The sequence below is a fragment of the Paractinoplanes ovalisporus genome, from assembly GCF_016834655.1.
Lineage (GTDB): Bacteria > Actinomycetota > Actinomycetes > Mycobacteriales > Micromonosporaceae > Actinoplanes > Actinoplanes ovalisporus.
The window spans coordinates 472,827-497,502 of the sequence record NZ_JAENHP010000003.1 but is presented as its reverse complement, the minus strand read 5'-3'; the positions used below and the strand labels follow the sequence as shown (position 1 = coordinate 497,502).

The window sequence follows — 24,676 nt, the reverse complement described above, 5'->3', positions numbered from 1 at the left end:
TCCGGTCAGCCCGGCCGGCGGGCAATCTGGACGGGGCAGGCGGCGTGATGCAGCAGCTGGAGCCCGGTTGACCCGATCAGACCGCCGGTGATCAGGCCGTGGCCGTGGCTGCCGATGACGACCAGGCGTGCGTCCCGGGAGGCCTGCACAAGCGCGGCCGCGGCGCTTTCGTGACTGATGACCTCCCGGACGGAGAGCTCCGGGTATTTCGCCCGCCAGGGCGCGAGCCGTGCCTCCAGTCGCGAGCGCTCGGCGTCGTCCTGCGCCGGAATGTCCACGCGGCGGGGAACCGCGGGTGACAGCGACAGCGGGATCATCGGTTCGTAGGCGCGGACGACGACGATCGGACAGCCCTGGTCACTCGCGGCCGCGAACGCCGGCTGCAGGACCAGGTCGGCGTCGGGGGAGTGGTCCACCCCGGCCACGATCGGGCCGCCGGCGGCAGTACGGCGACCCCGGACGACGACAACCGGGCACAGCGCCTGGGTGGCGACACGCCGGCTCACCGAACCGAGGAGCAGGCCGGCGAATCCGCCGCGGCCGCGGTTGCCGACCACCAGCAGCTCCGCGCCCCGGGAGACCTCGAGCAGGCGCGGCACGGCCGGCCCGGTCACGGTGTCGGTCTCGATGGAGATGTCCGGTGCGACCTCGCGGGCCCGGTCGAACGCGTTCGCGGCGACTACTTCGGCGATCTGGCGGCCCGCATCGTCCGATCCGGCCGTCGCGCCGGACGGAAGGTCACCCCATTGCGGGTGGAAAGCATGCACGATCCGCAGGGGCACTCGACGGCGCTGTGCCTCGTGGGCGGACCAGTCGACCGCGGCGGCGCTCGTGCCCGCCCCGTCGGTGCCGACGACTATCTGCCTGTTCACCATCGCCGTCCCCCTCCTCGTCCGCCCATCGTCGGGCCCGGGCACGGCGGCACGACAGGGCGGCACGACCTCTGTGGCCGGGCCGGAAGTCCGCTGCGACGGCGTCAGGTCACGACGGTGACGATGTCGCGCAGCTCACGGCGGGGCGACGGCGGAGCGGGATCGGGGCCGGCCGGGTAGAAGTCGCGGATCGGGACTGTCCGCGGGCCCGGCCCGACCGCCGTCGCGGAAGTGATGCCGTCACCCTGGGAACCGGGCCGGTGAGTCCAGATACGTAGCTCCGAGCGGTAGTCCGGATTGTTCAGCTCGGCTCGGGCCGCGGCGCCGGTGGCGAACGCGAGAGCGGCAACCTGATCACGCCGTACGGTGTGCAGATACGCGCCTTCCGCCTCGACGAGCCGCCGCAGTCTGGTCATCTCGGTGTCGCTGACCATCCGATCGCCGAACGGGCGCCGGTCGGTGTGCCGGTACGGGATGACGCGGGCCATGCGCGCGGCCTCAGAATCCGGGAGCGCCGGTTCGCCCAGCGTCAACCGGGCCAGAAGGCCGGGCCGGTCGGGGTCGGGCCGCCGTTCGACCGACGCCGGCCAGCCGTTCCCGCTCAGCCAGACACGGGCGTGGTGCAAAGCCGCGCCGCAGCTGAGCAACATCAGGCGGCTGTCCCGGTCGACGCCGGTCACCCGGCGACGCGGGTCGTCGTACAGTTCCATGGCCGTGGCGTCCACCCGCCAGAGCCAGGGCTGGGTGTTGAAGATGGACGGCGCGTGCCGGGCGGCTTCGGCGGCCCGTTCGAGCGGTGTCATGGCGCGAACCCCTCTGGTGTGTCCACCAATACCGGGCTCAGCGGGTGCGCGGAAGCACCGCCGGCGTCCGGCCGGGGCGGACGCGACCACGATGCGGACAAGGCAGTGCGAGAGACAACGACGGAGCCGCATCGCGGCCGCTGAGTCCGCCGGCCGGGCCCTCCTCGGGTCCATGGTGGGCTCGTCTCCACCACCCTGGATTGTCACCCAATGTGCCGGCGAACTCCCCTTCATCGTCACGCGTGACGCTTGCCGGGGCCAGGGCCGACCGGCCCGAGAACGGTGAGGGCTCAAGCCACGCCGGTGCGGGGCTGAGGACCCTCAACCATTGCCACCAGCGTCGGCGCGATCGACTCGACCGGGACGACGCAGTCCACGATGTCATCCCGGGCCAGCGTCGCGGCCGGCATCACAAAGACCTTGGAGCTGGTCTGGTCGCTGACGATGACGCGGCCGCCGAGGCGGTGGACCGCGGTGGCGCCGGTCGCGCCGTCGTTGCCGTAACCGGAGAGCACGACGGCGACCGCCCGGGGCCCGGCGGCGAGGGCCATGCTCACAAACAGCAGATCGGCCGACGGCCGGTACGGTGGACGGTCGCCGGACTCGATGAGGATGATGTGCCGGTCCGGGGTTATCAGGGTGTGTTGTCCGCGCGGCGCGATGATCACAGTGCCCGGGACCACCGGCCGGTTGTCGTGGGCGACCGCGCAGGGCAGGGCGCTGCGACGCGACAGCAGCGGAAGCAGCAGATCGCCGCCCGGGTGGGGGCGCTGATGCCGCAGCACGATGACGGTGGCCGGAAAGCCCGCCGGCAGATCGGACACGATTCGGGTCAGCGCGTCGAACCCGCCGGCGGAGCAGGCGAGTCCCACCACGTACGGCATCGGAGTCGCTGAACGCTCCATCACGCCTCCCGCCGGCCGTCATCGGGATCCCCGGTCCCAGGCTTCCGCCGCCCGGGGCCCGGTGTCAGGGTCATCAGCCCCGCCGGCGCCGCGATCGGACATGTCCCGGGCCGCGGCGCCAGACCGCGTAGCGGTGCGCGTGCGCGAGCGCCCGGACGGCCCGGTCCTGCTGCCGGTAGACGGGAATCTCGCGGATGCCCGTCCGGTGGATGTCATCGGCGCTGCCGGCGAGCACGACGGCGGCGGTCAGGTCGGGCCGCTGGTCCAGCACATCGGCGAGAGCATTCATGATCGCAGTGGGACAGTTGGTGTGGGTACCCACGACGACCGCCAGAACGATGTCCACCTCACTGTTCCCGGCCACGGCGTCGACGGCCTCCGCGATCGCGGCCGGTCCGGCTTGCGGGCCGAGATCCACCGGAGCCGGCCCGGCGCCCGGCGGTTCCGTCAGCCCGTAGGCCCGGGCGGTCTCCACGGCGATGGTCATCAGGGCGCCGGCGTTGCCGACCACGGCCAGGCGGTTTCCAGCCGGCAGGGGACGGCCGACCAGAATCCGGGCGGCGTCGACCATCTCGTCCAGACCGGTCGTGAGGATGACGCCCGCGTCGGCCAGGCGCGCGCCGGCGACGACCGAGTCCGCGCTTCCGCCGCCGACCATGAGGATCGGCGTGTGCAGCGACAGCGCACGGGCCTGCTCCGCGAACTGTCCGAGATCGTCGGGCCGGTCGGGGAACAGCGCCACGGCGCGGGTCCGCGGGTCGTGGCGCCAGTAGTCGGCCAGACCGGGGAAGTCGAGGTCCCGGCCCTCTCCGGCCGAGACGAAGCTGGCCACGCCGCAGCCGTTGCGGGAGACGTGCTCGAGCAGCGCCACCCCGACCGCGCCCGACTGCGAGGCCAGAGCCAGACCGCCGCGCGACGGCCGAGTGCGGGCCAGGGTGGCGTTGAGCCGCACCTGCGGATCGGTGTTGAGCAGTCCGATGCTGCCGGGACCGATCAGGTAGACGCCGGATTGCCGCGCGGCCATGACCACCTCCCGGCCCGCGCCGGACAGCACCACAGCACCCCCGACGCCCCGGCGCCCGGCCGCCCGGATCGCCCGCACCGCGTCGTCACCGCCGGCCGCGACGACAAGCAGGTCGGCGGGTGCGGGAAGGTCCGCGATCGTGCGGTAGCCGGGAACGCCGCAGACCGGGCGGCCCGAGTCGTGCACCGGGTACAACCGCCCGCGGAACCGGTAGTCACGCAACGCCCGCACCAGCTCGTGGCCGGCGTTGCCCAGCCGCCGCATCGCTCCCGTCACCGCCACCGACCGCGGGGCCAGCAACGGCCTCAAGCCGCGAGCAGGAGTGTCGAGGCCCGGACCGGGGCGGGCCGTCGAGAGCATCGTGGTCGCCATGGCTGTCACCCGGCTTCTCCGTCGGTGTCAGCCTTCAGACTGCTTACCCCGGACCGGTGCGGACAGGGCCGAAAGTCCCGACGGCGATGGCGGCTCAGGCCGACTGCGGGGATTCACGGGCGTCGAGGACGTCGTCGACCCCGCGACGGGACGCCGGCCCGACCGGTTCACCGAAGCCGATGCGGAGGGTCATCTGCGGGAACCCGGAGCGGCCCAGCGAGCGGCGCAGCTGATCGCGGGCGGCCACGACCTCGACCGGCTGGGACATCATCGAGGCCGAGAGCCCGGCCGATGTGGCCGTGAGCAGCAGCTTCTGCAGGGCCTGACCGGCCGTGAGGTGGTCGATCGGCAGGTCACCGGCGACGCCCAGGATGCCCACGAGCGGTTCGGGTTCGTAGTCCACCCCGGCGGGCCGGGGCCGGTCTCCGAAGATCCGTTGGGGGAGCAGATCGTACGGCTGGGGCAGCGGCGCTCCGGCTTCGGCCGGCACACCGTCGGGTGCGCCGTCGGCATGGGTCCAGGCGGCGAGTTCGGCCTGGTAGCCGGCGTCACGCCGCAGCACCCGTTCCGCGCTGGTGGCGATCTGCGCGAAACCGGTCAGGGCGGTCATGCCGACCAGGAGATCCAGCCAGGCTCCCTCGTCCCGGGCCGCCTCGATCAGCTGTTTCCGGGCCGCGGGCGGCACCGGATCGGGCCGGAAGGGCGACCGGTTGCTGTGCCGATGGGGAATGGCGGCGAACAGCTCACGCTCGGCGGACGCCGGCGGCCGGTCGGGACCGGGGTCGAGCCGGGCCAGGGTCTCCGGCTTGGCTGTGTGCGGCAGCAGGGACACCTCGGCCGGGCGGCCGCGGACGGCCAGCGCGAGACGGGCGTTGAAGGTGGCGGCGCCGCACGCCATCCGGACCGCCCAGCCGCTCCGGTCCGCCGTCCGCAGCCGGCGAGCCGGGTCGGCCAGGATCTCGATGGCCCCGTCCCGCATCCGGAACCGCCACGGTTGGCTGTTGTGCATCGACGGGGCACGTATTCCTGCCTCGGCGGCCGCACGCAGATCAGCGTCGTCGTAGCCGTTCACGTGGGGGAACCTCCGTCGCGGGTCAGTGCCCACGAGGGTGCCCCACCCGCCCGCCGACCGTTAAGGGCCGAAGGTCCTGTTTCATGCGCCGAGTGGAACTCGCCAGGTCAGGACGGTGCCGCCATCGGGCCCGGAAACGACCTCGAAACTGCCGCCGAGGTCGTGGGCGCGCTCGCCCATGTTGACGAGGCCGCCCCGGGCCCGGGACAGGTCGAGGCCGATCCCGTCGTCCTCTACGCAGAGCACGACCTCGCCGGCCGCGACGCGGGCGGAGACCCGTACGGCGGTGGCCTGGGCATGCCGGATGATGTTGGACAGCGCCTCCCGCAGCACCGCCAGCAGCTCCGGTTTCACGTCGTCGGGGATGGCGCTGTCGACCGGACCGGAAGTGTCCAGGACAGGCGGGAAGCCCAGCGCCTCGGCCGCCGCGTCCAGGGCCTCGCGCAGGTCGGTGCGCAGAGACGGGCCGGTGGGTGCCCGCAGCTCGAAGATGGACCGCCGGATGTCACGGATCGTGGCGTCGAGGTCGTCGACGGCGGTGTTGATGCGCTCGGCCACGTCGCGCCGGCCCGCCTGCAGCACGGCCCCCTGCAGATGCATGCCGGTCGCGAACAGCCGTTGGATGACCACGTCGTGCAGGTCGCGGGCGATGCGTTCGCGGTCCTCGAGTACGGCCAGCTGCTGGCGCTCCTCCTGGGCCCGGGCCCGTTCCAGGGCGAGCGCGGCCTGACCGGCGAAGGTCGACAGCTGCACGGCGTCCTCGTCGCTGGGCAGCTCGCCGTCGGGCTGGGTCACGATCAGGACGCCGTGCAGCGTGTCCGCCCCGGCGAGCGGCGCGGCCATCGCCGGGGTCTCGGGCACCGGGCCGGGCCATTCGGTGGCGGCGCGGAGGTTTTCCAGCGCACGGAACTTCTCGCGACCGAACTCGGCCGCCGCTTCGGGATCGACCGCGACGACCTTGCCGGCGAGAGCCGCGTACGACGGATCGGCCCCGTCGGCGACCTCGATCGTGTATCGCGAGTTCTCCTCCTCGTACAACATGACCAGGACCAGTTCCGCGCCGGCCACCTCGCGGGCGCGCCGGGCGATCAGCCGCAGGGCCTCCGTGCGCCGGACGTTACCCAGCAGGACACCGGTGATCTCGGCCGTGGCGGACAGCCAGCGCTCCCGGCGCCTGGTCAGGGCGTACAGTCGGGCGTTGTCGATCGCGACACCGGCCGCAGCCGCGAGGGCGACCACGATCTCCTCGTCGTCTTCGCTGAACTGCGCGGCTCCGTGTTTCTCGGCGAGGTACAGGTTGCCGAAGATCTGGTCGCGGGTGCGCACCGGCACCCCGAGGAAGCTGTGCATCGGCGGGTGGTGGGCCGGGAACCCGTACGAGTCGGGGTGCCGGGTGATGTCGGGCAGCCGCACCGGCCTGGGGTCGGTGATGAGCACGCCCAGCACCCCGCGCCCGCGTGGTAGGTCACCGATCCGGGCGTGGGTCTCGGGATCGATGCCGTGGGTGATGAAGTCGACCAGTTCCGTACGGTCGTTGCCGATCACACCGAGAGCCCCGTAGCGGGCCCCCGCCAGCGCACACGCCGCCTCCACGATGCGGCCGAGAGTGCTGCGCAGGTCGAGGTCGGTGCTGATGCCGACGACGGCGTCGAGCAGCGCCCGCAGCCGTTCCCGGCTCGCCATCACGTCACCGACCCGGTCGAGCATCTCCTGCAGCAGTTCGTCGAGCCGGAGCCGGGACAGCGGACTGAGGCCGAGAGACGGCGGGTCGATGCGATCGTCGGATGGAGGGTTCTCACCCATGGCGTCAGGCTAGCCCTCAGCGCGGATGAGCGGAACCGCTGGATGCGGACCGAGATTCGGGTCGGTGGCCTCACGCCGGCGCCGCATCGCGACGGCCGACGGCCAGCAGATCCAACAGCAGTGCGGACAGGGCCACGACGGCGAGCAGCACCAGGCCGAGTGTGTACGAGTGGTAGCTGCCGTAGACCGCTCCCATGATCAGCGGTGGGACGAAACCGCCCAGGCCACCCGCCGCACCGACCACGCCGGTGACCGATCCGACCTGGCTGGCCGGTGCCTTCTGGGCCACCAGGGCGAAGGTGGCGCCGCTGCCCGTGCCGAGAGCGGCGGCCATGCCGAGGAAGGCGATGGTGCCGATCGGGGACAGACCCGGTGTGAAGGACTGGGCCAGCGCGCCGAGCACGACGACGCCGAGGCTGGCCGCGAGCACGCGGGTGGGCGGCACGCGGTCGGAGAGCCAGCCGCCGACGGGGCGCATGAGCACGGCCAGCAGCACGAAGCCGGCCATCCGGTTGGCGGCGTCGGCCTGGGTCAGCCCGTACGCGTTCCTGAGGTACGCCGGCAGGTAGACGGAGAAGGCGACGTAGCCGCCGAAGGCGACCGCGTACAGGGCGGCGGCCTGCCAGGTGATGCGCAGCTGGACGGTGGAGCGCAGCCGGCTGGTGAACGGCGTGGTCGGCACGACCCGGTCCGGCGCGTCGCGCAGCACCGCCCAGGCGACGACGGCGTAGAGGGCGAGCACGGTGGCGGTGATCAGAAACGGGGTCCGCATGCTGCCGGCGTCGACGAGCTTGACGGTGGTCAGGGCGCTGATCGCGGTGCCGCCCATACCCATGCCGAAGACACCGACGGCGAAGCCGCGCCGCGCCGGCGGGAACCACGCGTTGACGAAGGGCACACCGACCGCGAAGGCGGTTCCGCCGATGCCGAGGAAGAATCCGCCGACCAGGATCGCGGCCAAGGAGTCATGGCCGAACAGACCCAGATAGAGCACCGGGAACACAGTGGACAGCGACACCAGTGGGAACATGATCCGGCCGCCGAACCGGTCGGTGAGAGCGCCGATCGGGATGCGGCCGAGCGAGCCGACGACGACGGGGACCGCAACCAGCAGCGATTGCCGGAACGAGTCGAGATGCAGGATCGCGGTGAACTTCGTGGCCAGCGGGCTGAGCAGGGCCCATGCCCAGAAGTTGACCGCGAATCCGATGGTCGCCAGTGCGAGCATCACGCCGGGGCTGCCGGTTCTGGTCCTGCGAAGCTGGGACGTGCTCATGGCTCCTCCACGGGTCGGTGGGCCGGCCCGCTCGGGCCTCGACGTCAGCGTTGCGTGGTGTCCTGGTCAGGAGTAGGGACCTTCGTCCCGCCCCGGTGGGACCAAAGCGATCAACTCGCTTCGACGACCGCGGTCGGCGTCCCGCACTGCCGCGGGCGCCGGCCGGGGTGCCGGGGCCGGCCCGCGGCGGGCGCGGTAGACGACATACGGGCGCCACAGGTAGGCCAACGGTGCGGACCAGACGTGCACGAGACGGGTGAACGGCCAGATCGCCAGGAAGAGGAAGCCGCCGAGGGCGTGCAACTGATAGACCAGCGGCGCGCCGGTCATCAGCTCGGTGTGGGGCTGGAACCAGAAGATTCCGCGGAACCAGACCGCGATGGTCTCCCGGTAGTCGTAGCCGCCGCCGAGCATGTTCCGGCCGACCGTGGCGGTCATGCCGAGCACGACCATGGCGGTCAGGAAGGCGTACAGGACCTTGTCCATCGTCGTGGTGACGCGCCGGATCCGCCCGTTGACGAAACGGCGGGCGATCAGCAGGGCCAGGCCGGCCACGAGCATGACGCCGGTGACCGAGCCCGCCGACACCGAGACCAGGTGGTAGGCGTGCTCGGACACGCCCAGTCTCCGGGTGAGCGACGCGGGGATGAGCAGACCCAGGGCGTGCCCGCCGATGACGCCGAAGGCGCCGAGGTGGAACAGCGGGGAGCCGAGCCGCAGCAGCTGGTTCTCGAGCAGCTGGCTGGTGTGGGTGGTCCAGCCGAACTGGTCGCGCCGCCAGCGCCAGACGTGCCCGGCGAGGAAGACGGCGAGGCAGGCGTAGGGCAGGACGACCCACAGGACCGTCGTCATCGGGGGGCCTCCACGGGGGTGCAGGTCGGATAGGTGGACAGGCTGGGGCCGGCGCCGATGGTCTCCAGGCCGACGGCCTCGACCGGTGGCCCGTCGACGGCCAGGGCGGCGATGGCGGCCCGGTCGTCGTCGGTGAGTTCGGGCAGCACGGCACCGACGGCGTCGATCAGGTGCCGGTACGGCGTACCCGACTCGGTCAGGGCGGCCCGGAGCAGTTCGAGACCCTGCCGGTGCTGGCGCAGCGGGGCCTCGCCGTCGCCGGGACCCGCCACGGCGGCGAACTCGAGCACGACCGGCAACAGGTCGGGCAGCTCGCCGTCGGTCAGGCGCAGGCCGTGGGCGCGGTAGCGCTGCTTGAGCACGAGCAGCGCCATCCCCCGCTTGCGCGTGTCGCCGTGCAGGTAGTACGTCAGGTACAGCCCGGACCGGCGGCGCAGGTCGAAGGTCTGCACATACTCGCGCTGGGCCTCGATCGGGGCCACGCCGAGCAGCCAGTCGAGAAAGGCGACGACCTTTTCCCGTACGGGGTCAGGCTCGACCGACGCCGCGGCGGCCCGCAGGTCGGCACCGGCGCGCAGCAACTCGTCGTCCGGATAGGTGAGCAGCAGCGACGCCAGCTCGAAGAGGCGTGCTCTCATGACCGCACCCGCAGACTGTCGGCCGGAAAGAACGGGCCGGCGCCGTCAGGGTCGCCGACCGGGCAGTCCCCGTGCGCGGCGGCCTGGGCTTCGAGCACGGCGGCATCCCGGGCGTGCGCGGCCGGAATGACGTACCGCTCGTCGTACTTGGCGATGGCGAGCAGCCGGTACATCGCCTCGACCTGCTCGCCGGTCATGTCGATGCCGTCCAGCAGTTCCTGGGCGACGGTGCCGTCCAGGGTGCGGGCCCGCATGTAGGAACGCATGGCGGCCAGCTTCATCAGCACGCCGCCGGCTGCTTCGGCGTCGCCGGCGGTGAACAGCTCGGCCAGATACTCGACCGGGATGCGCAGGTCGCGGATGGTGTGGAAGATGTCGTCGGCGTCGGTGTCGTCGCGCCCAGCGGCGCCGGCCGCGTCGAGCACGGGTGACAACGGCGGCACGTACCAGACCATCGGCAATGTGCGATATTCCGGGTGCAGCGGCAACGCGATGCGGTACTCACTGATCAGCTTCCAGACCGGCGAGGCCTGCGCCGCCCCGATCCACTCCTCGGGGTGCCCGGCGTCGCGGGCGGCCTGCTGCACGGCCTCGTCGAACGGGTCCAGGAAGACGGCGCGCTGCGCGTCGAGGAGCTCGTCGTCGGGCACCGAGGCGGCGGCGAGCACGGCGTCCTCGTCGTACCAGAGAATGCCCAGATAACGCAGCCGGCCGACACACGTCTCGGAGCAGACGGTGGGCTGGCCGGCCTCGATGCGCGGGAAGCAGAAGGTGCACTTCTCGGCCTTGCCGGTGGCGTGGTTGACGTAGACCTTCTTGTACGGGCAGGCCGACACGCACATCCGCCAGCCCCGGCACCGGTCCTGGTCGACCAGGACGATGCCGTCCTCCTCGCGCTTGTACATGGCGCCCGACGGGCAGGCCGAGACGCAGGCCGGGTTGAGGCAGTGCTCGCAGATGCGCGGCAGGTGGAACATGAACGTCTTCTCGAACTCGAACGTGACCTTGGCCGCCATCCGGGCCAGGTTCGGGTCCTCCCGCCCGGACGCTCCGCCCAGCGAGTCCTCCCAGTTGGCGCCCCACGTGACGGCCATCGGTTCGCCGGTCAGCGCCGAGTACGGCCGCTTGACCGGGGTGTCCGTCCGGCCCGCGGGAGCGTTGACGAGGATGTCCTTGTCGAACGTGGCCGGCTCGTAGTAGTCGTCGATCGAGGGCAGGTCGGGGTTGGCGAAGATCCGGCTGAGCCGCTTGACCCGCCCGCCCGAGCGCAGCACGAGCCGGCCCTTGGCGTCGAGCTTCCAGCCGCCCTTCCAGCGGTCCTGGTCCTCGTAGTGCTTCGGGTAGCCGATGCCCGGCTTGGTCTCGACGTTGTTGAACCAGACGTACTCGGTGCCTTCCCGGTTGGTCCAGGTCTGCTTGCACGTCACCGAGCACGTGTGGCAGCCGATGCACTTGTCGAGGTTCATCACCATGGCGACCTGCGCACGGATCCGCATCAGTACTCCACCTCCTGGGTGCGGCGGCGGATCACGGTGATCTCGTCGCGCTGGCTGCCGATCGGGCCGTAGTAGTTGAAGGCGTACGTGAACTGGGCGTGCCCGCCGGCCAGGTGTGTGGGTTTGATGAGCAGCCGGGTCATCGAGTTGTGGTAGCCGCCCCGGCGCTTGGACTTCTCGGCCTTGGGGACGTTCACGGTGCGTTCGGGTGAGTGGTATTGAAAGACCGTGCCCTCGGGCATGCGGTGACTGACCACGGCGCGCGCGACCACCACGCCGTTGCGGTTATGGGCCTCGATCCAGTCGTTGTCCCGCACACCGATCTTCGCCGCGTCCCGGTCGCTCATCCAGATGACCGGGCCGCCGCGGGACAGGGCCAGCATCAGCTCGTTGTCGTGGTACATCGAGTGGATCGACCACTTCGCGTGCGGGGTCAGGAACCGTACGGTCACACCACCGTCGACGGCGTCACCGGGCCGGCCGAAGTGGCGGGCCATGTTGAGCGGTGGACGGAACGCCGGAAGCTGCTCGCCCAGTTCGGCCACCCAGTCGTGCTCGACGAAGAAGTGCTGCCGGCCGGTGATGGTGTGCCAGGGCTTGGACCGTTCGACGTTGAGGGTGAACGGCGAGTAGCGGCGGCCGCCCTTCTCCGAACCCGACCACTCCGGGCTGGTGAACACGGGCTGCGGCGCGGCCTGGGTCTCGGCGTACGTGATCCGGTCGTTCTCATGCCCTTCGATCAGGTCCCGGAACGGTTGACCGGTGCGCTTCTCGAGCTCGGCGAACCCGGCCGCCGCCACCCGGCCATTGGTGGTGCCGGAGAGCGTCAGGATCGCCTCGCACATCCGGTCGGCGGTCTCGAGAGACGGGCGGCCGTCGATGACGCCGTTCTGGTGCTTGAGGTATTCGATCTCCGGCGTGACGTCGACCGTGACCGCCTTGGTGGTGGTGCCGAGCTTGTCGAGCAGCGGGCCGACGGTGCGCATCTTCCTGCCGATCAGCGTGTAGTCCCGTTCGATCTCGATGAGCTTCGGCATCGTCCGGCCGGGCACCGGCTCGCATTCGCCGGACTTCCAGTCCCGCACCCGGCCGCTGGGCATGGCCAGCTCGTCCGGGGTGTCGTGCTGCAACGGCGCCGCCAGCACGTCGTGCCGCACCCCGAGGTGGCCGACGGCGAGCTCACCGACCTTGTCGGCCAGGGCCAGGAACGCGTCGTAGTCGGTGTGGGCGTCGCCGGGCGGCTCGACGGCCGGGCTGAAGGCGTGCACGAACGGGTGCATGTCGGTGGTGGAGATGTCGTTCTTCTCGTACCAGGTCGCGGCGGGCAGCACCACGTCGGCGTGCAGGCCGGTGTTGGTCATCCGGAAGTCGATCGCGGTGAGCAGGTCGAGCTTGCCGATCGGGGCGTCGTCGCGCCAGGCGAGGTCGCGCGGTCGCCGGCCGGGTTCGCACTCGGCGGCGCTCGCCGAGCCCTCGACGCCGAGGAGGTGGCGCATGAAGTACTCGTTGCCCTTGCCGGACGAGCCGAGCAGATTGCACCGCCACAGCGTCAGGCAGCGGGGGAAGTTGGCCGGGTCGTCCGGGTCCTCGGCGACTGTCCGCAACGAGCCGTCCTTCAGCGACGCGACCACATAGTCCTGGACGCTGAGGCCGGCCTCGGCGGCGGCGGAGGCCAGGTCGAGGGGGTTGCGGTTGAAGAACGGGTGGCCCGGGCTCCAGCCCATCCGCTGGGCGGCGGCGACGGTGTCGGCGAAGGCCATGCCGGCGAACCGGCCGGTGCCCAGCGGCGAGGCCAGCTCGTCGGCCGGGATCCGCTCGTAGCGCCACTGGTCGGTGTGCAGATACCAGAACGGTGTGCTGGCCTGGTGGCGCATCGGGCGCTGCCAGTCGAACGCGAACGACATGTGCTGCTGCCCGGTGACCGGGCGGGCCTTCTCCTGGCCGACGTAGTGGGCCCAGCCGCCGCCGTTGACACCCTGGCAGCCGGTCAGGGTGACCAGCGAGATGAACGCGCGGTAGGTCATGTCGGAGTGGAACCACTGGTTGGCGCCGGCCCCGAGCACGATCATCGAGCGGCCCCGGCTGCGCTCGGCGTTGCGGGCGAACTCGCGTCCGATCCGCGCGGCGACGGCGGCCGGCACGCCGGTGATCCTCTCCTGCCAGGCCGGGGTGTTGGGGGAGTCGGCGTCGTCGTAGCCGGTCGGCCAGTCGCCGGGCAGGTCGCCCCGGCGGACCCCGTACTGGGCCATCAGCAGGTCGAAGACGGTCGTGACCAGGTGGTCACCGATCCTGGTCACCGGGACGCCGCGCCGCACGATCGTGCCGCCCTCGGTGTCGCCGACGTCGAAGCGGGCCAGATCGACGGTGACGGCCTCGCCGCCGCTGATGCCCAGGGCCGGGACCACGTCGCCGAGGTCGAGGTTCCAGCGCCCCTCACCGTCCTCGGCGTAGCGGAAGCCCAGCGAGCCGTTCGGCACGACCGGTCGGCCGGTGCGCTCGTCGATGAGAACCGTCTTGTGCTCCCCACCGGTCTGACCCAGGTCGGCCGCGGTCAGGAAGCGGTCCGCCCGGCCGTCGACGATCGTGACCAGGAACGGCAGGTCGGTGTATTTGCGGGCGTAGTCCCGGAAGTAGGGGACCTCCCGGTCGCGGAAGAACTCGGTGAGCACGACGTGGCCCATCGCCATCGCCAGCGCGCCGTCGGTGCCCGGGTGCGGGGCCAGCCAGTCGTCGGCGAACTTGACGTTGTCGGCGTAGTCGGGGCTGACCGCGACCACCTTCGTGCCCTTGTACCGTGCCTCGGCCAGGAAGTGCGCGTCCGGCGTCCGCGTGACCGGGATGTTGGAGCCCCACATCATCAGGTAGGTGGCGTTCCACCAGTCGCCCGCCTCGGGCACGTCGGTCTGGTCGCCCCAGATCTGCGGCGAGGCGATCGGCAGGTCGGCGTACCAGTCGTAGAAGCTGAGCAGGGTGCCGCCGAGCAGCGCGTGATAGCGGGTGCCGGCCGCGAACGACGCCATCGACATCGCCGGGATCGGCGAGAAACCCACAACCCGGTCCGGCCCGTACGTCTTGGTGGTCCAGACGTGGGCGGCGGCCGTCATCTCGATCGCCTCGTCCCAGCTGGCCCGCACGAAGCCGCCGCGCCCCCGCTGCGCCTTGTAGGCCTGGGCCTTCAGCGGTGTCTCGACGATCTCGGCCCACGCCAGCACCGGGTCGTTCAGCCGCTGCCGGGCCTCTCGGTACATCTCGGCCAGAACCCCGCGCACGTACGGGTGCCGCACGCGCGACGGCGAGTACTCGTACCAGGAGAACGACGCCCCGCGAGGGCAGCCCCGCGGTTCGTAGTCCGGCGCGTCCGGCCCGGTCGTCGGGTAGTCGGTGGCCTGGTGCTCCCAGGTGATCAGCCCGTCCTTGACGAAGACGTTCCACGAGCAGGACCCGGTGCAGTTGACGCCGTGGGTCGACCGCACCACCTTGTCGTAACGCCACCGGTCCCGGTAGAAGGCGTCCCAGGCGCTGTCGTCGAGCTGGTGCAGCGTACGACCGTGGTCGCCGACCGTCTCGCGCTTGAGGAAGCGACGGGCCGCGAGCAGCGGAGCCGTGCCGGGAACGGCATCGGTCGCGGGTTCTGATGACACGGGGCCACTTCCTTCGGCGATGACCGGCGACGGCGGGCGGCCGTCGGCGCCCGCGGGAGCGGGACCTCCTCAGACTCGTCCGAGGTGGTCCGCGGATCAGGGGGACCTGGTCCCGATTCCGGCAGGACCAAAGTCCCGGATCCGGCTACCCGGCACCGCTCACGTTGATCCGGTCGTTCAGCCGGCGGCGGATCGCCACGCCGGTGACGGCGGAGGTCACGGCCGCCATCAGCAGACCACCGGTGACCCCGATGGCCACGGTCAGGGCCAAAGGCTGCCCCGGGTGCCACAGCGGTGTGGCGAAGCCGAGGAAGACGGCCAGACCGGCCAGCCAGGCCAGCGCCGTCGTGACGATCCAGCTCGCCGACCGGTCCATGATGGTTCGCAGGATCAGCCACTGGGCCGTTCCGATCGAGGCGAGCAGGGCGGCGCCCAGCACCGGCGCGGCGACGATCAGCAGCCAGGGCGGCGCGGCCGTGACGGTTGAGGGCAGCATGCCGATTGCGTACGCCGCCATGGCCGCACTTGCGGTTGCCAGCGCCCACCGCCGTACGGGGAAATGGGCCAGGACCCGCCGGAGCACGACGCCCTGTGCCAGCCCGAGCAGGGATCCCTCGACCGCGCCGGCCGCGAGAATTGCCGGGAGCGCGACCGACGGGGACGTGTCCGCGGTCAGGGCGCCGGTGATCGCGGGGAAGCAGAAGCCGGCGCCCTGACCGCGGTCACCGTCAGCATCCATCGGACGAACAGGCCCGGCCCGCTGTCGACCCCGGCGACAACGTCGTGCCGGCTCACAGCGGGGCCTCCTCCCGCTGGTCGACCGGCACCAGCACGACCGGGCAGGCCGCGTCCAGAGCCACCGTCAGCGGCACGTCCCCGGTTCGGAGCCGGCCCATCACACCGCGGCGCTTGTCGCCCAGGACGAGCAGACGGGCGGTGCGCCCGGCGCTGATCAGGCCGTCGGCCACCTCGCCGGCCCGGGGGATGTGGACCGTGCCCAGGGGCAGGTGATGTTCGTCGGCGTAGGCGTACGCGAACTCCAGGGCCATCTCGCCCGCCTCGCTGCCGTCGATGCCGGCCAGCACCTGCTCGGCGGAGGGATCGCCGGCCCGGGCGACGACGACCGGGCAGTGCGCGTTGCGCAGCACCCGCCGCGCGGTCCGGCCGCCCTCGCCGGCGCCGACGACGAGGAGCCGGACCCCGGCCGAGGCGCCGACCAGGACGGCTGACGGCTCACCGGTCCGGATCCGCAGATCGGCGCGGCGGGCCCCGAGCCGCTTCCGGGCGCTGGTCAACGCCCGGGCCAAGGCTCGATCGACGATCTCGACCGCCGCCGGCGCCGGTTCGCCGGTCAGCCTCGCCAGGGGCGAGCCGGGCACGCAGACGTGCAGCAGAACGAGCCGGTCGCCGGACCGTTCGGCCTCGTCCAGCGCCCATGCGAAGGCCTGCCAGCACCCGGCACCGCCGACGCCGACGGCAATTGATCCATGCATGACCCACCACCAGCAAAGAAAAGGACTCGAGGCCTCCACCGTCGGTCCGATGCGGGCGTCGAAGGCAGTGCCGAAAGACCTCCGGATCTTGCCGAACGGCGGAAACAGTGCCGAACGACCCTGGTGACGGGCCGGTCCGACGTTGATCGTTCTGGGTACACCCCGGCGAGATGGCGGGGGAACGATCAGGGAGGCGTCATGACTCGTACCGAACAAGTCATCAGCCCTCAGGTGCACATCCACGGCGAGGTCGCGCAGGAGGCCGCCGCGTATGCCGTGGCCAAGCTCGAGGCCGCGTTGCACCACGCCCCCGGGCCGGTGCTCCGCTCGTCGCTGACGCTCGACTCCGCCGCCCCCGGCGACCGCGTCGACGCCCATGTCGACGTGAACGGGACCGGCCTGCACGTCCACGCCATGGGTGAGACCCTGCAGGAGGCGACCGATCTGATGCAGGAGCGTCTGCGCTCGCGGTTGCGCCGCATCCGGCGTCGCCCGCAGCAGGGACCGCCCGCGCCGCAATGACCGTCCCCCACCGTCACGGCGCCGCGGCTTGCCGGCCGCGGCGCCGTTTCGCTGCGTCATCGCCCAGCCTCGGTGCGCAGCGTGCGCGCGTACAGGGCCGGTCGCATCGCCGGATTCGGGACCATCGGCCCGCCCAGACCGGTCCGTGGGCTGTGTCACCCCCGCCCGGCCGCACCTAGCCTGCGGTTATGGACACCGACGCAGGCATGTACGAGGACCGCCCGGTGGTGGTCGGCGTGGACGGCTCGCGGGCCGCTCCGGCGGTCGTCGACCTGGCGGCGGCCGAGGCGACCCGGCGGCGATCACCGTTGGTGATTGTGCACGTGTGGCCCGGCCGCTACACGGGGTCCTTCCGCGGACGGGGTTCCATCCCGGCACGCGCCGACGCTCAGCGGCTGCTCGACTTGTCCGAGGCCCGGGTCCGGCGCGATCAACCGTGGCTCGAGGTCCGCACACAGCTGCTCGACGGTGGACCCGCCAACCTGCTCGCCGAGACGTCCCGGCACAGCCGTCTGCTCGTGGTCGGGCACCGCGACGCGCTCAAGGCCCGTACGGGGTGGGGGCCGACCACCGCCTACCTGGCGCATCACAGCGCCTGCCCGGTGCTCGTGCACCGGGGGAGGGACCCGGGTCCGGGCCCGGTCGTGGTGGCGACGTCCGCGCGGGCCGGGGCCGGCCCGACTCTCGAGTACGCCTTCGCGTTGGCGTCGGGTCAGGCCGCCCGGCTGGTCGCCCTGCACATGTGGACCCGGCCCGGCGCCGCCGAGGGCGTTCCGCCCGTGGTGGCCGCGGGTGCCTACTCCGCGGAGAGCGCCACGGCCGGACAGGAGCTCGACGGCGCCCTGGCCGAGTGGATCGCACGGTATCCGAGGGTGCGGGTCGAGCGTCTGCTCGTCAACGAGCTCGACATGCCGTACACCGTCGAAGGCGCCATGCGGCGGGGCCGGGTGCTGGTGGCCGGGATCGGCCGCAGTGGCAGCTTCGCCGAGCTGTTGTACGAGTCGTGGCGTCCGGCGGCCCGGCAGCGCGCCGGCTGCCCCGTCGTGCTCGTCCCGCCCGGTTGGCACGAGCCGACCGTCGCGGCGGACGCGTCCGCCGCCGGCTCGGGCTGAGCCGGCTCGGGCTGAGCCGGCTCGGGACCGGGGCCGTTCGCCTCTGCCGCAAGGCCGCGGCCCGGCACAACGTGGATTCGATGCGCCGGCGACCAGAGGCGGCGCCGAACTCCAGGGAGCGTGCACCATGTCGGCCTCGACCGCGAACACAGATGTCCTCGACGTCCTGCGGGAGGCGGTGGCCGGAACCGGCGCGGACCGGGTCTTCGGCGCCCCCGTGACCGGGAACGGCACGGTGATGCTGCCGGTAGCCAAGGTCAGCGGCGGCGCCGGTGGCGGCGGCGGTAACGGCCCGGCCGGCGAGGGGCAGCCCGAAGGAACCGGCGGCGGCTTCGGTACGACGGCGCGCGGCCTCGGGGTGTTCGTGCTCCGGGACGGCAAGGTCACCTGGCATCCGGCGATCGACGTCAACCGGGTCGTGCTCGGCGGCCAGCTCGTGGCGATCATGGCGCTGTTGGTGGCGCGCGAATTGCTGCGGGGGCGGCGTCCCGCCCGTGACAAGACGGTGGGCCGGGCGGCGGCCGCGCCCAGGAACCGCGCCGGCGGGCGGGCGTGCCGTCGTTGACGCGCGAAGCATGGTGATGCGGGAGGCCCGGCGGCCTCCCGCATCGATGTCAGCGCGCCGATCCGCTCAGCTGTATGCCGGGCACTGAGGCCGGTGCGGCGACCGCGGCACCATCGGAGCCGGTCTTGGTGACCTTGTCGAAGTAGCGCAGCAGTTCGACCGGGAAGGGCATCACCAGAGTGCTGTTCTTCTCGGCGGCGACGTCGACGACCGTCTGCAGCAGACGCAACTGCAGCGCGCCCGGTGTCGCTGCCATCGCGTGTGCGGCCTCGGCCAGACGCTTGGAGGCCTGGAACTCGCCGTCGGCCGCGATGACCCGGGCCCGGCGTTCCCGCTCCGCCTCGGCCTGGCGCGACATGGAGCGCTTCATCGTGTCCGGCAGCGCGACGTCCTTGACCTCCACCCGCTCGATCAGCACGCCCCACGGCTTCTCGGTCGGCGCGTCGATCGCGGTCTTCAACTCCGTGTTGATCTTCTCGCGGTCGCTGAGCAGGATGTCCAGGTCGGCCCGGCCGATCACCGACCGCAGCGACGTCTGGGCGACCTGCAGCACGGCGTGCGGGTAGTCACGGACGTTGACCAGCGCCCGCACCGGCTCGATGACCCGGTAGTAGACCACGGCGTCCACCGTGAGGGTGACGTTGTCCCGGGTGATCGCGCCCTGGGCGGGCACCGGCATCACCACGGTCTGCATGGTCACCTTCGCCATCCGGTCCACGAACGGAATGATGAAGCGCAGCCCGGGATCCCGGACCCCGTCCAGCACCCGCCCGAAGCGGAAGACGACTCCTCGCTGGTACTGCTGCACCAGCCGCATGCTGAATCCCAGCAGGATCACTACGCCGAGAGCGGCGACTCCGGCGATCTGCCAAGTCCCCATGGCTCCTCGATTCCTCGCAACGATGGGTACCCGTTCACCGTGCGCCCCGGACGACGCCTCCAGCAGGGTCGATCGGCCCTGGAAGCCGGGCGTTCGGCGCGACCACAGTGGGGAGCGACGGATCGGAGGCCCGGGATGGAGCACCATGTCGATCTGCCGGTCACGAGCCGGGTGACCAACGCCGACCTGGCTTTTCTGGCCATGGACTCGGGAGCGGTCCCCGAGCAGTTCGCCGTCGTCCTCGTGCTCGACGCCGGCTTCGACGTCGCCCGGGGCGCCCGCGTGCTCGGGGAACGGACCGGCCACATCCCGCGCCTTCGCCAACGGCTCGTACGCGGGCCCGGCCGGGGCGCCTGGGAGCCCGACCCGGGCTTCGACGCGGCGCGGCATGTGGTCCAGCTGCGCTCCCACCGGCCCGGCGACGAACGAGCGTTGCTGGAGGCGGTGATGCCGGAGGTGACGCGCAGGCTGCGCCGGGACCGGCCGTTGTGGCGTGCGGTCCTCGTGACCGGTCTCGAGCACGATCGGGCCGCGTTGGTCCTGATCGTTCATCACGCCCTGGTCGACGGGCTCGGTGGTCTGGAGATTCTGCGGGAACTCTGCGACGACGCCGAGCCGGGCGGGGAAGGCAGGTCCGGCGAGGGCGGCTCCGGCCACGGCCGGTGGCGCAGTCTGCGCGACGCCATGTCGGCCGGCGGCGGGTTCTTCCCAGGACGCCTCGCTCCCAGTTCACTGCTGCGACCCACGGGGCGGCGGCGCCGCGCGATCGCCATCCATGCCGACCTCGCCGCGGTGCGCGAGACCGCACACCGCTCGGGCGCGACTGTCAACGCCGCGGTGCTGGTCGCCGTCACCGGGGCGCTGCAGCGCCTGCTCGAGCAGCGGGGCGAGAGGCCGGGCCCGATCCGCGTCAGCGTTCCGGTGGCTGGGCGCCGGACGGGCGGGGGCAACGCCGTCAGCCCGCTGTTGCTGAGCGTGCCGGGGAACGGGTCCAGGGACCACCGGATGGCGCAGGTGGCCGCTGATACGCGGGCGCGGCGGAGCGGGGCGACCGGGCCGGCGCCGATCGCCCTGCTGGGCGGCCTGTTCCGGCTGCTCGCGGCGGCCGGCGGGTACCGCTGGTACATGAACCATCAGCGGCGACTGCACATCGTGGTCAGTTACCTGAGGGGCCCGGCCGGGCCGGTGCACTTCGCCGGAGCGCCGGTGCGCACGATGATCCCGATTGTGCCCGGCGGCGATTCGAACCTCACGCTCTCCTGCCAGGCATTGTCCTATGGGGGCGATCTGACCGTGACGGCCGTCGCCGACCCGGACCGCTGCCCCGACCTCGACATCTTCGCCCGGCAGCTGAAACTCGAACTCGACGCTGTCGCCGGGCCGAACGGGTCCTAGCCAGCTAGTCGGCGGCCAGCAGGATGCCGGCGGCGGACAGCAGGAGCACTACCGCCGCCGCCGGCACCGCGGCGCGGGCCGCCAGAGTTCGCGTGCTGGCCTCACCAGCCTGTCCCAGCCGGCCACGGGCGACCGCCACCGCTGCGCCCACCAGCACGACGCCCACCGTCAGGGTGGCGAGCGCGGCGGTGACCGAGCCCGGGAAATAGGCGTTGGTGACGGCCGGGACCACGAACAAGGTGCCGGCTGCCGCCACTACCAGTACGGCCAGATCGCGCAGCAGCACGGCCACCACCACGAGGGCGGTGATCGTGGCGGCGGCCAGCAGTGCCTCCCAACCTGCGCCGGCCAGCGTGAGCAGCAGCCCCGACCCGCCGATGACGATCAGGCGTCCCGCCGTGCCCAGGTCGGTCCAGTAATGACTACTGAGCACGATCAGGCCGACGGCGACGAGGCCGGCTCCGACATAGCCGATTCCTTCGGCCATCAGTGACCGGTGTCGTCCCTCGGCGGGAAGGCCGGCTCGCATGCGGTCGGCCTGCTCAGCCGTGATCAGTCCGGATTGGGCCCAGCGGTCGATCTCGCGGGTCAGGTCGGCCGTTCTCATCGTGCCCTCCCGGGTGACCGGGCCGGCGTGGCGCGAGGGTCCTCCCCGGCCAGTGCGGCGATGAACTCACCCGGTGAGGCCGCGTGCGTGAGGGCCGTACGTTGACGGTCGGCTCCGGTGCCGAGCTCACGCAGACGGATCAGCAGCTTCTCGGCCCGCTGGTCGTCGCCGCTGGAGCGCAGGGCCGCACCGGCGTGGTCGAGAAGGCGCTCGGTCATCTGCCACGGTGACGTGGTCCGGCCGTTGAACGGATCGATCGCCGGACCGGCCATGCCGTGCCGGGCGGCCGCGTCGAGCGCCGCATCGACGGCCGCTGACGACGGATGCGGCGCCGGTATGCCGATGCGGGCCCGGACACCGGCCGTCATGACCAGAGCGCGGCTGAGGATCGCGACGAGCAGGGCCGTTTCCACGTCCGGACACACGTCGGCGACGCGGATCTCGACCGTGGGCAGGCTCGGCGACAACCGGGCCAGCAGGTAGATGCCTCGCTCGTCCACGGCCCCACCGCGGGCGATCATGGTGCGGACGACGTAGTCGTACTCGTCCGGCCCGGTCAGCAGGCCCGGAGCCCGCGCGGTGGGCCAGCGGGAGATCATCGCGAACCGGCGGCTCGCCCAGCCGCTGTCGCCCCCGTCCTGCACCGGCGAATTCGCGCTGATCGCGAGGAGGGTGGCCAGCCAGGGCCGCAACTCGGCCAGAGCCCGGACGCGGAGCGCACGCGAGGGCACGCCGACGTGCACGTGACAGCCGCAGGTCCCGGAGACCGCCGTGAGAGCGGGAAAGCGACGCGCCATCTCCCGGTATCGCGGATGGTCGGTGAGGAACGCCAGTGTAGGCCGGCCGTACGGCTGAACCCCGCTGGCCACCAGCCGGCACCCACCGGCCCGGGCCGCGTCGGCGCCGAGCCGCCGCTGCCCGGCGAGCTCATGTTCCAGCTCGTCAGCGGTGGTGCACACGCCGGTGGCCAGCTCGAACTGGAAACGCATCAGTTCCGCACGCGGCTCGGGCCGGCCCCGCAGCAGTCCCAGCAGAGTTCCCGCCTGCGGCACGGGGTAGCCGTTGGCCGGATCGAGGAGCAGGAACTCCTCTTCGACACCGAAAGTCAGCGCACGCAACGGAATCCCTCCCGGAGACGAGTCCTTCGTCCACCGTCACGCGGCGGGGCCGGGCTCACCAGGGTCGAACGGCCCAGGCGGACGGCGTGCACCCCGGCGTGAGGCTTTCGGCCCTGCCCCGGCGATGATCCGGCGGGTACGAGTGGGACGAGGAAGGGAGCTGCCATGTCGACCCCGAGCCGAGCCACCGCGCGTCCCGCCCCGCCGAGCGCCGAGGACATCTGGCGCGTGCTGCGCCGCGCGTCGTTCGCCGTCATCAGCCACGTCACGCCCGCCGGGGCGCCCCGTTCGAGCGGAGTCGTGTACGCCGAGGACGGGCATCGTCTGTTCGTGGCCGTCGGCAAGGACAGCTGGAAGGCACGCCACATGGCCGTCGACGGCATCGTCGCGGTGACCGTGCCGATCCGCCGCGGCGGCCTGCTGTCCCTGCTGTTTCCCATCCCACCCGCGACGGTGAGCTTCCCGGCGGTGGCCGTGGTGCATTCCGGCGATCACCTGGCCGGCATGCCCCGGCTGGCCCGGCTCGTCCCGCCGTCGCGCCGGGCCGACTGCGCGATTCTCGAGATCCGTCCGACCGGCCGGTTCGTCACCTACGGCGTCGGTGTGCCCCTGCGGGTCATGCGCGACCCGTCCCGGGCCCGGGCCCGCGTCGCGGTCGGCTGAGCAGAAGGGACGGCCACGGTGCGCAATCGCTACCTGGACCTGCTGCGCGCCGCCGCGATCGCCCGGGTGATCGTCTACCACCTGTACGGCTGGCCGTGGCTGACCGTCCTGCTGCCGGCCATGGGCATCATGTTCGCCCTGGCCGGATCGCTGACGGCGGCCTCGCTGTCCAAGCGGGCGGCACACAAGGTGGTCACTTCACGGCTGCGGCGCCTGCTTCCCCCGCTGTGGCTGCTCGGCCTGATCGCGGTGCCGGTCATGCTGGCCGCGGGCTGGGCCCGGGAGACTGACGGTGAGCACCCGTTCAACCCGTTCACCCTGGTCTACTGGATCCTTCCGATCGGCGATCCGCCCGGCAGCGACCTGGGCGTCGACGTCTGGGAACCGCTCTGGTATCTGCGGGCGTACCTCTGGTTCGTCCTGCTGTCGCCGCTGCTGTTCGCGCTGTGGCGCCGGGCCGGCCTGGCCGTGCTCGGCCTGCCGCTGCTGATCATGGCGGTGCTCGAGGTCACCGGTCTCACGCTGCCGGAGACCGCCGACGCGGCCGTGTGGGACTTCGTCACCTACGGCGGCTGCTGGATCGCCGGGTTCGCTCACCACGACGGTCGCCTGGCCCGGGTCCGCCCGTGGCTGGCCTGTCCGGCCGCGCTGGTCATGGGCGCGGCCGCGATCTGGTGGGCGGCCGCGTCGGGCAGCTGGGACCTCAACGAGTTCCCGGAGGCGCAGGCGCTGTGGTCGCTCGGCTTCGTGCTGGTGGTCCTGCGTTGGCAGCCGCCGATGGGCTGGCTGGCCCGGATCTCCCCGCTGGACAAGACGGTCACGCTGATCAACGGGCGGGCGGTGACGATCTATCTGTGGCACAACATCGCCATCGCCGCGGTCTGGCCACTGCTGACTGTGCTGGCCTGGGACGACCTGGACGAGCGGTTGATCTCGGTGCTCGCTCTCGTGGTCGCCCTGGCGCTGACGGCGGTCGCGGTCCTCGCGTTCGGCTGGGCCGAGGACCTGGCGGCGCGGCGGCGGCCCCGGCTGTGGCCCGGCACGACTGTCCCGGCCGCGGCGCCGGAGACTCGACCGGCGGTGGCGACCGGGACAGCCCCCTACCGGGTCATCGCGCGGGTTCTGATGTCTCGTCCGGGTGCCGATTCTCGATCCGCGCCTCCGCCCCCGGGAAGATGAGGCTGGTCCGTCCGGTGTCGAGCCAGCGCACCTCGTACGGCGGTGTGCCGTCGGCGTGGGCCACCGCGACGACGATGCCGATGCGCCGGGCGTCGCCCAGATGAGTGCCCTCGAGCACGAGCCGGTCGCCGATCTGAGCAATCATGACGGTTCCTCTCGGTCGGAGAACCCATCGGATGCGCCGCGGGTGCGGCCGGCGCGACCGTCTTGGCGACGGTGGGTCTTGCGGCTCGTCGGCCGCCTCTGTCCGGCCCGGCCGTCCCGTCCGGCGTATCCGGTGGGTTCACTGCCAGCATCGTCCCGGGGCGTCGCCGCCGTCAGGGCCGAAGGTCCCGAGAGCCGACCGTCCGGACAACCGGCCGGCCGGCCTCGACGGGACCTTCGGCCC

General features: G+C 72.1%; 23 protein-coding genes. 6 read left to right on the top strand and 17 right to left on the bottom strand.

From position 1 onward, the window contains the following. Positions 1-5 precede the first annotated feature (5 nt). From JIG36_RS12575 to JIG36_RS12515, 13 genes are all read right to left on the bottom strand, one after another. Positions 6-875: a universal stress protein gene (locus JIG36_RS12575; protein ID WP_203376287.1), complete on the bottom strand. Its 870-nt coding sequence runs from the start codon at positions 873-875 to the stop codon at positions 6-8. A gap of 101 nt (positions 876-976) precedes the next feature. Further along, positions 977-1,675 carry a hypothetical protein gene (locus JIG36_RS12570; RefSeq protein WP_203376286.1) on the bottom strand — a complete coding sequence of 233 codons (699 nt, stop codon included), beginning with the start codon at positions 1,673-1,675 and terminating at the stop codon, positions 977-979. Positions 1,676-1,965: 290 nt separating this feature from the next. Beyond that, positions 1,966-2,580 carry a chemotaxis protein CheB gene (locus JIG36_RS12565; RefSeq protein WP_203376285.1) on the bottom strand — a complete coding sequence of 205 codons (615 nt, stop codon included), beginning with the start codon at positions 2,578-2,580 and terminating at the stop codon, positions 1,966-1,968. Positions 2,581-2,653: 73 nt separating this feature from the next. After that, entirely contained in the window at positions 2,654-3,976 is a 1,323-nt protein-coding gene (locus JIG36_RS12560; RefSeq protein ID WP_236046913.1) for a CoA-binding protein, read from the bottom strand. Between the two features lie 94 nt (positions 3,977-4,070). Beyond that, positions 4,071-5,048 carry an Acg family FMN-binding oxidoreductase gene (locus JIG36_RS12555; RefSeq protein WP_203376283.1) on the bottom strand — a complete coding sequence of 326 codons (978 nt, stop codon included), beginning with the start codon at positions 5,046-5,048 and terminating at the stop codon, positions 4,071-4,073. A gap of 81 nt (positions 5,049-5,129) precedes the next feature. Then, a complete protein-coding gene (locus tag JIG36_RS12550; RefSeq protein WP_236046669.1) occupies positions 5,130-6,851 on the bottom strand; it encodes a GAF domain-containing sensor histidine kinase in 1,722 nt (573 codons plus the stop codon). A 70-nt stretch (positions 6,852-6,921) separates the two neighbouring features. Further along, the gene (locus JIG36_RS12545) at positions 6,922-8,127 is read right to left on the bottom strand and encodes an MFS transporter (RefSeq protein ID WP_203376282.1); all 1,206 of its coding nucleotides are present in this window, start codon (positions 8,125-8,127) and stop codon (positions 6,922-6,924) included. Between the two features lie 66 nt (positions 8,128-8,193). Further along, positions 8,194-8,979: a respiratory nitrate reductase subunit gamma gene (gene narI, locus JIG36_RS12540; protein WP_203376281.1), complete on the bottom strand. Its 786-nt coding sequence runs from the start codon at positions 8,977-8,979 to the stop codon at positions 8,194-8,196. Further along, complete coding sequence (gene narJ, locus JIG36_RS12535; RefSeq protein ID WP_203376280.1) at positions 8,976-9,617, bottom strand: nitrate reductase molybdenum cofactor assembly chaperone; 642 nt, start codon at positions 9,615-9,617, stop codon at positions 8,976-8,978. Before narJ ends, narI begins: the two co-directional genes overlap by 4 nt. Beyond that, positions 9,614-11,113, bottom strand: coding sequence for a nitrate reductase subunit beta (gene narH, locus JIG36_RS12530; protein ID WP_268919584.1), 1,500 nt, complete (start codon positions 11,111-11,113; stop codon positions 9,614-9,616). The genes narJ and narH overlap by 4 nt, the downstream gene beginning before the upstream one ends. Further along, positions 11,113-14,709 carry a nitrate reductase subunit alpha gene (locus tag JIG36_RS12525; protein WP_203376687.1) on the bottom strand — a complete coding sequence of 1,199 codons (3,597 nt, stop codon included), beginning with the start codon at positions 14,707-14,709 and terminating at the stop codon, positions 11,113-11,115. The genes narH and JIG36_RS12525 overlap by 1 nt, the downstream gene beginning before the upstream one ends. 190 nt (positions 14,710-14,899) lie before the next feature. Then, positions 14,900-15,493: a hypothetical protein gene (locus JIG36_RS12520; RefSeq protein WP_203376279.1), complete on the bottom strand. Its 594-nt coding sequence runs from the start codon at positions 15,491-15,493 to the stop codon at positions 14,900-14,902. 52 nt (positions 15,494-15,545) lie between these two features. Continuing rightward, positions 15,546-16,247, bottom strand: a complete 702-nt coding sequence (locus JIG36_RS12515; protein WP_203376278.1) for a universal stress protein — start codon at positions 16,245-16,247, stop codon at positions 15,546-15,548. 198 nt (positions 16,248-16,445) lie between these two features. Between JIG36_RS12515 and JIG36_RS12510 the strand changes: the two genes are divergently transcribed. The 3 genes from JIG36_RS12510 to JIG36_RS12500 all read left to right on the top strand — a co-directional run bounded on the left by JIG36_RS12510 (position 16,446) and on the right by JIG36_RS12500 (position 18,446). After that, positions 16,446-16,769: an HPF/RaiA family ribosome-associated protein gene (locus JIG36_RS12510; RefSeq protein ID WP_203376277.1), complete on the top strand. Its 324-nt coding sequence runs from the start codon at positions 16,446-16,448 to the stop codon at positions 16,767-16,769. A gap of 188 nt (positions 16,770-16,957) precedes the next feature. Next, complete coding sequence (locus JIG36_RS12505) at positions 16,958-17,881, top strand: universal stress protein (protein WP_203376276.1); 924 nt, start codon at positions 16,958-16,960, stop codon at positions 17,879-17,881. Positions 17,882-18,008: 127 nt separating this feature from the next. Continuing rightward, positions 18,009-18,446 (top strand): spore germination protein GerW family protein, encoded by a 438-nt coding sequence (locus JIG36_RS12500; RefSeq protein WP_203376275.1) that lies wholly within the window; start codon positions 18,009-18,011, stop codon positions 18,444-18,446. Between the two features lie 49 nt (positions 18,447-18,495). Here the strand turns inward: JIG36_RS12500 and JIG36_RS12495 are convergent, their stop codons facing one another. Continuing rightward, positions 18,496-19,326: an SPFH domain-containing protein gene (locus tag JIG36_RS12495; RefSeq protein ID WP_203376274.1), complete on the bottom strand. Its 831-nt coding sequence runs from the start codon at positions 19,324-19,326 to the stop codon at positions 18,496-18,498. A gap of 135 nt (positions 19,327-19,461) precedes the next feature. On the opposite strand from JIG36_RS12495, the gene JIG36_RS12490 reads away from it, so the two are divergent. After that, positions 19,462-20,721 carry a wax ester/triacylglycerol synthase domain-containing protein gene (locus JIG36_RS12490; RefSeq protein ID WP_203376273.1) on the top strand — a complete coding sequence of 420 codons (1,260 nt, stop codon included), beginning with the start codon at positions 19,462-19,464 and terminating at the stop codon, positions 20,719-20,721. A 4-nt stretch (positions 20,722-20,725) separates the two neighbouring features. Here JIG36_RS12490 and JIG36_RS12485 read toward each other — a convergent pair whose 3' ends face one another. Then, complete coding sequence (locus JIG36_RS12485; protein ID WP_203376272.1) at positions 20,726-21,328, bottom strand: hypothetical protein; 603 nt, start codon at positions 21,326-21,328, stop codon at positions 20,726-20,728. Further along, the gene (locus JIG36_RS12480) at positions 21,325-22,446 is read right to left on the bottom strand and encodes a carboxylate-amine ligase (RefSeq protein ID WP_203376271.1); all 1,122 of its coding nucleotides are present in this window, start codon (positions 22,444-22,446) and stop codon (positions 21,325-21,327) included. Before JIG36_RS12480 ends, JIG36_RS12485 begins: the two co-directional genes overlap by 4 nt. Positions 22,447-22,611: 165 nt before the next feature. Here JIG36_RS12480 and JIG36_RS12475 point away from each other — a divergent pair, with 165 nt between their 5' ends. Together JIG36_RS12475 and JIG36_RS12470 are read left to right on the top strand one after the other, a co-directional pair. Continuing rightward, positions 22,612-23,109 (top strand): pyridoxamine 5'-phosphate oxidase family protein, encoded by a 498-nt coding sequence (locus tag JIG36_RS12475; RefSeq protein ID WP_203376270.1) that lies wholly within the window; start codon positions 22,612-22,614, stop codon positions 23,107-23,109. An 18-nt stretch (positions 23,110-23,127) separates the two neighbouring features. Next, complete coding sequence (locus JIG36_RS12470; protein WP_203376269.1) at positions 23,128-24,288, top strand: acyltransferase family protein; 1,161 nt, start codon at positions 23,128-23,130, stop codon at positions 24,286-24,288. Here JIG36_RS12470 and JIG36_RS12465 read toward each other — a convergent pair. Then, positions 24,218-24,433, bottom strand: coding sequence for a DUF1918 domain-containing protein (locus tag JIG36_RS12465; protein WP_203376268.1), 216 nt, complete (start codon positions 24,431-24,433; stop codon positions 24,218-24,220). The genes JIG36_RS12470 and JIG36_RS12465 overlap by 71 nt on opposite strands. Positions 24,434-24,676: the final 243 nt, after the last annotated feature.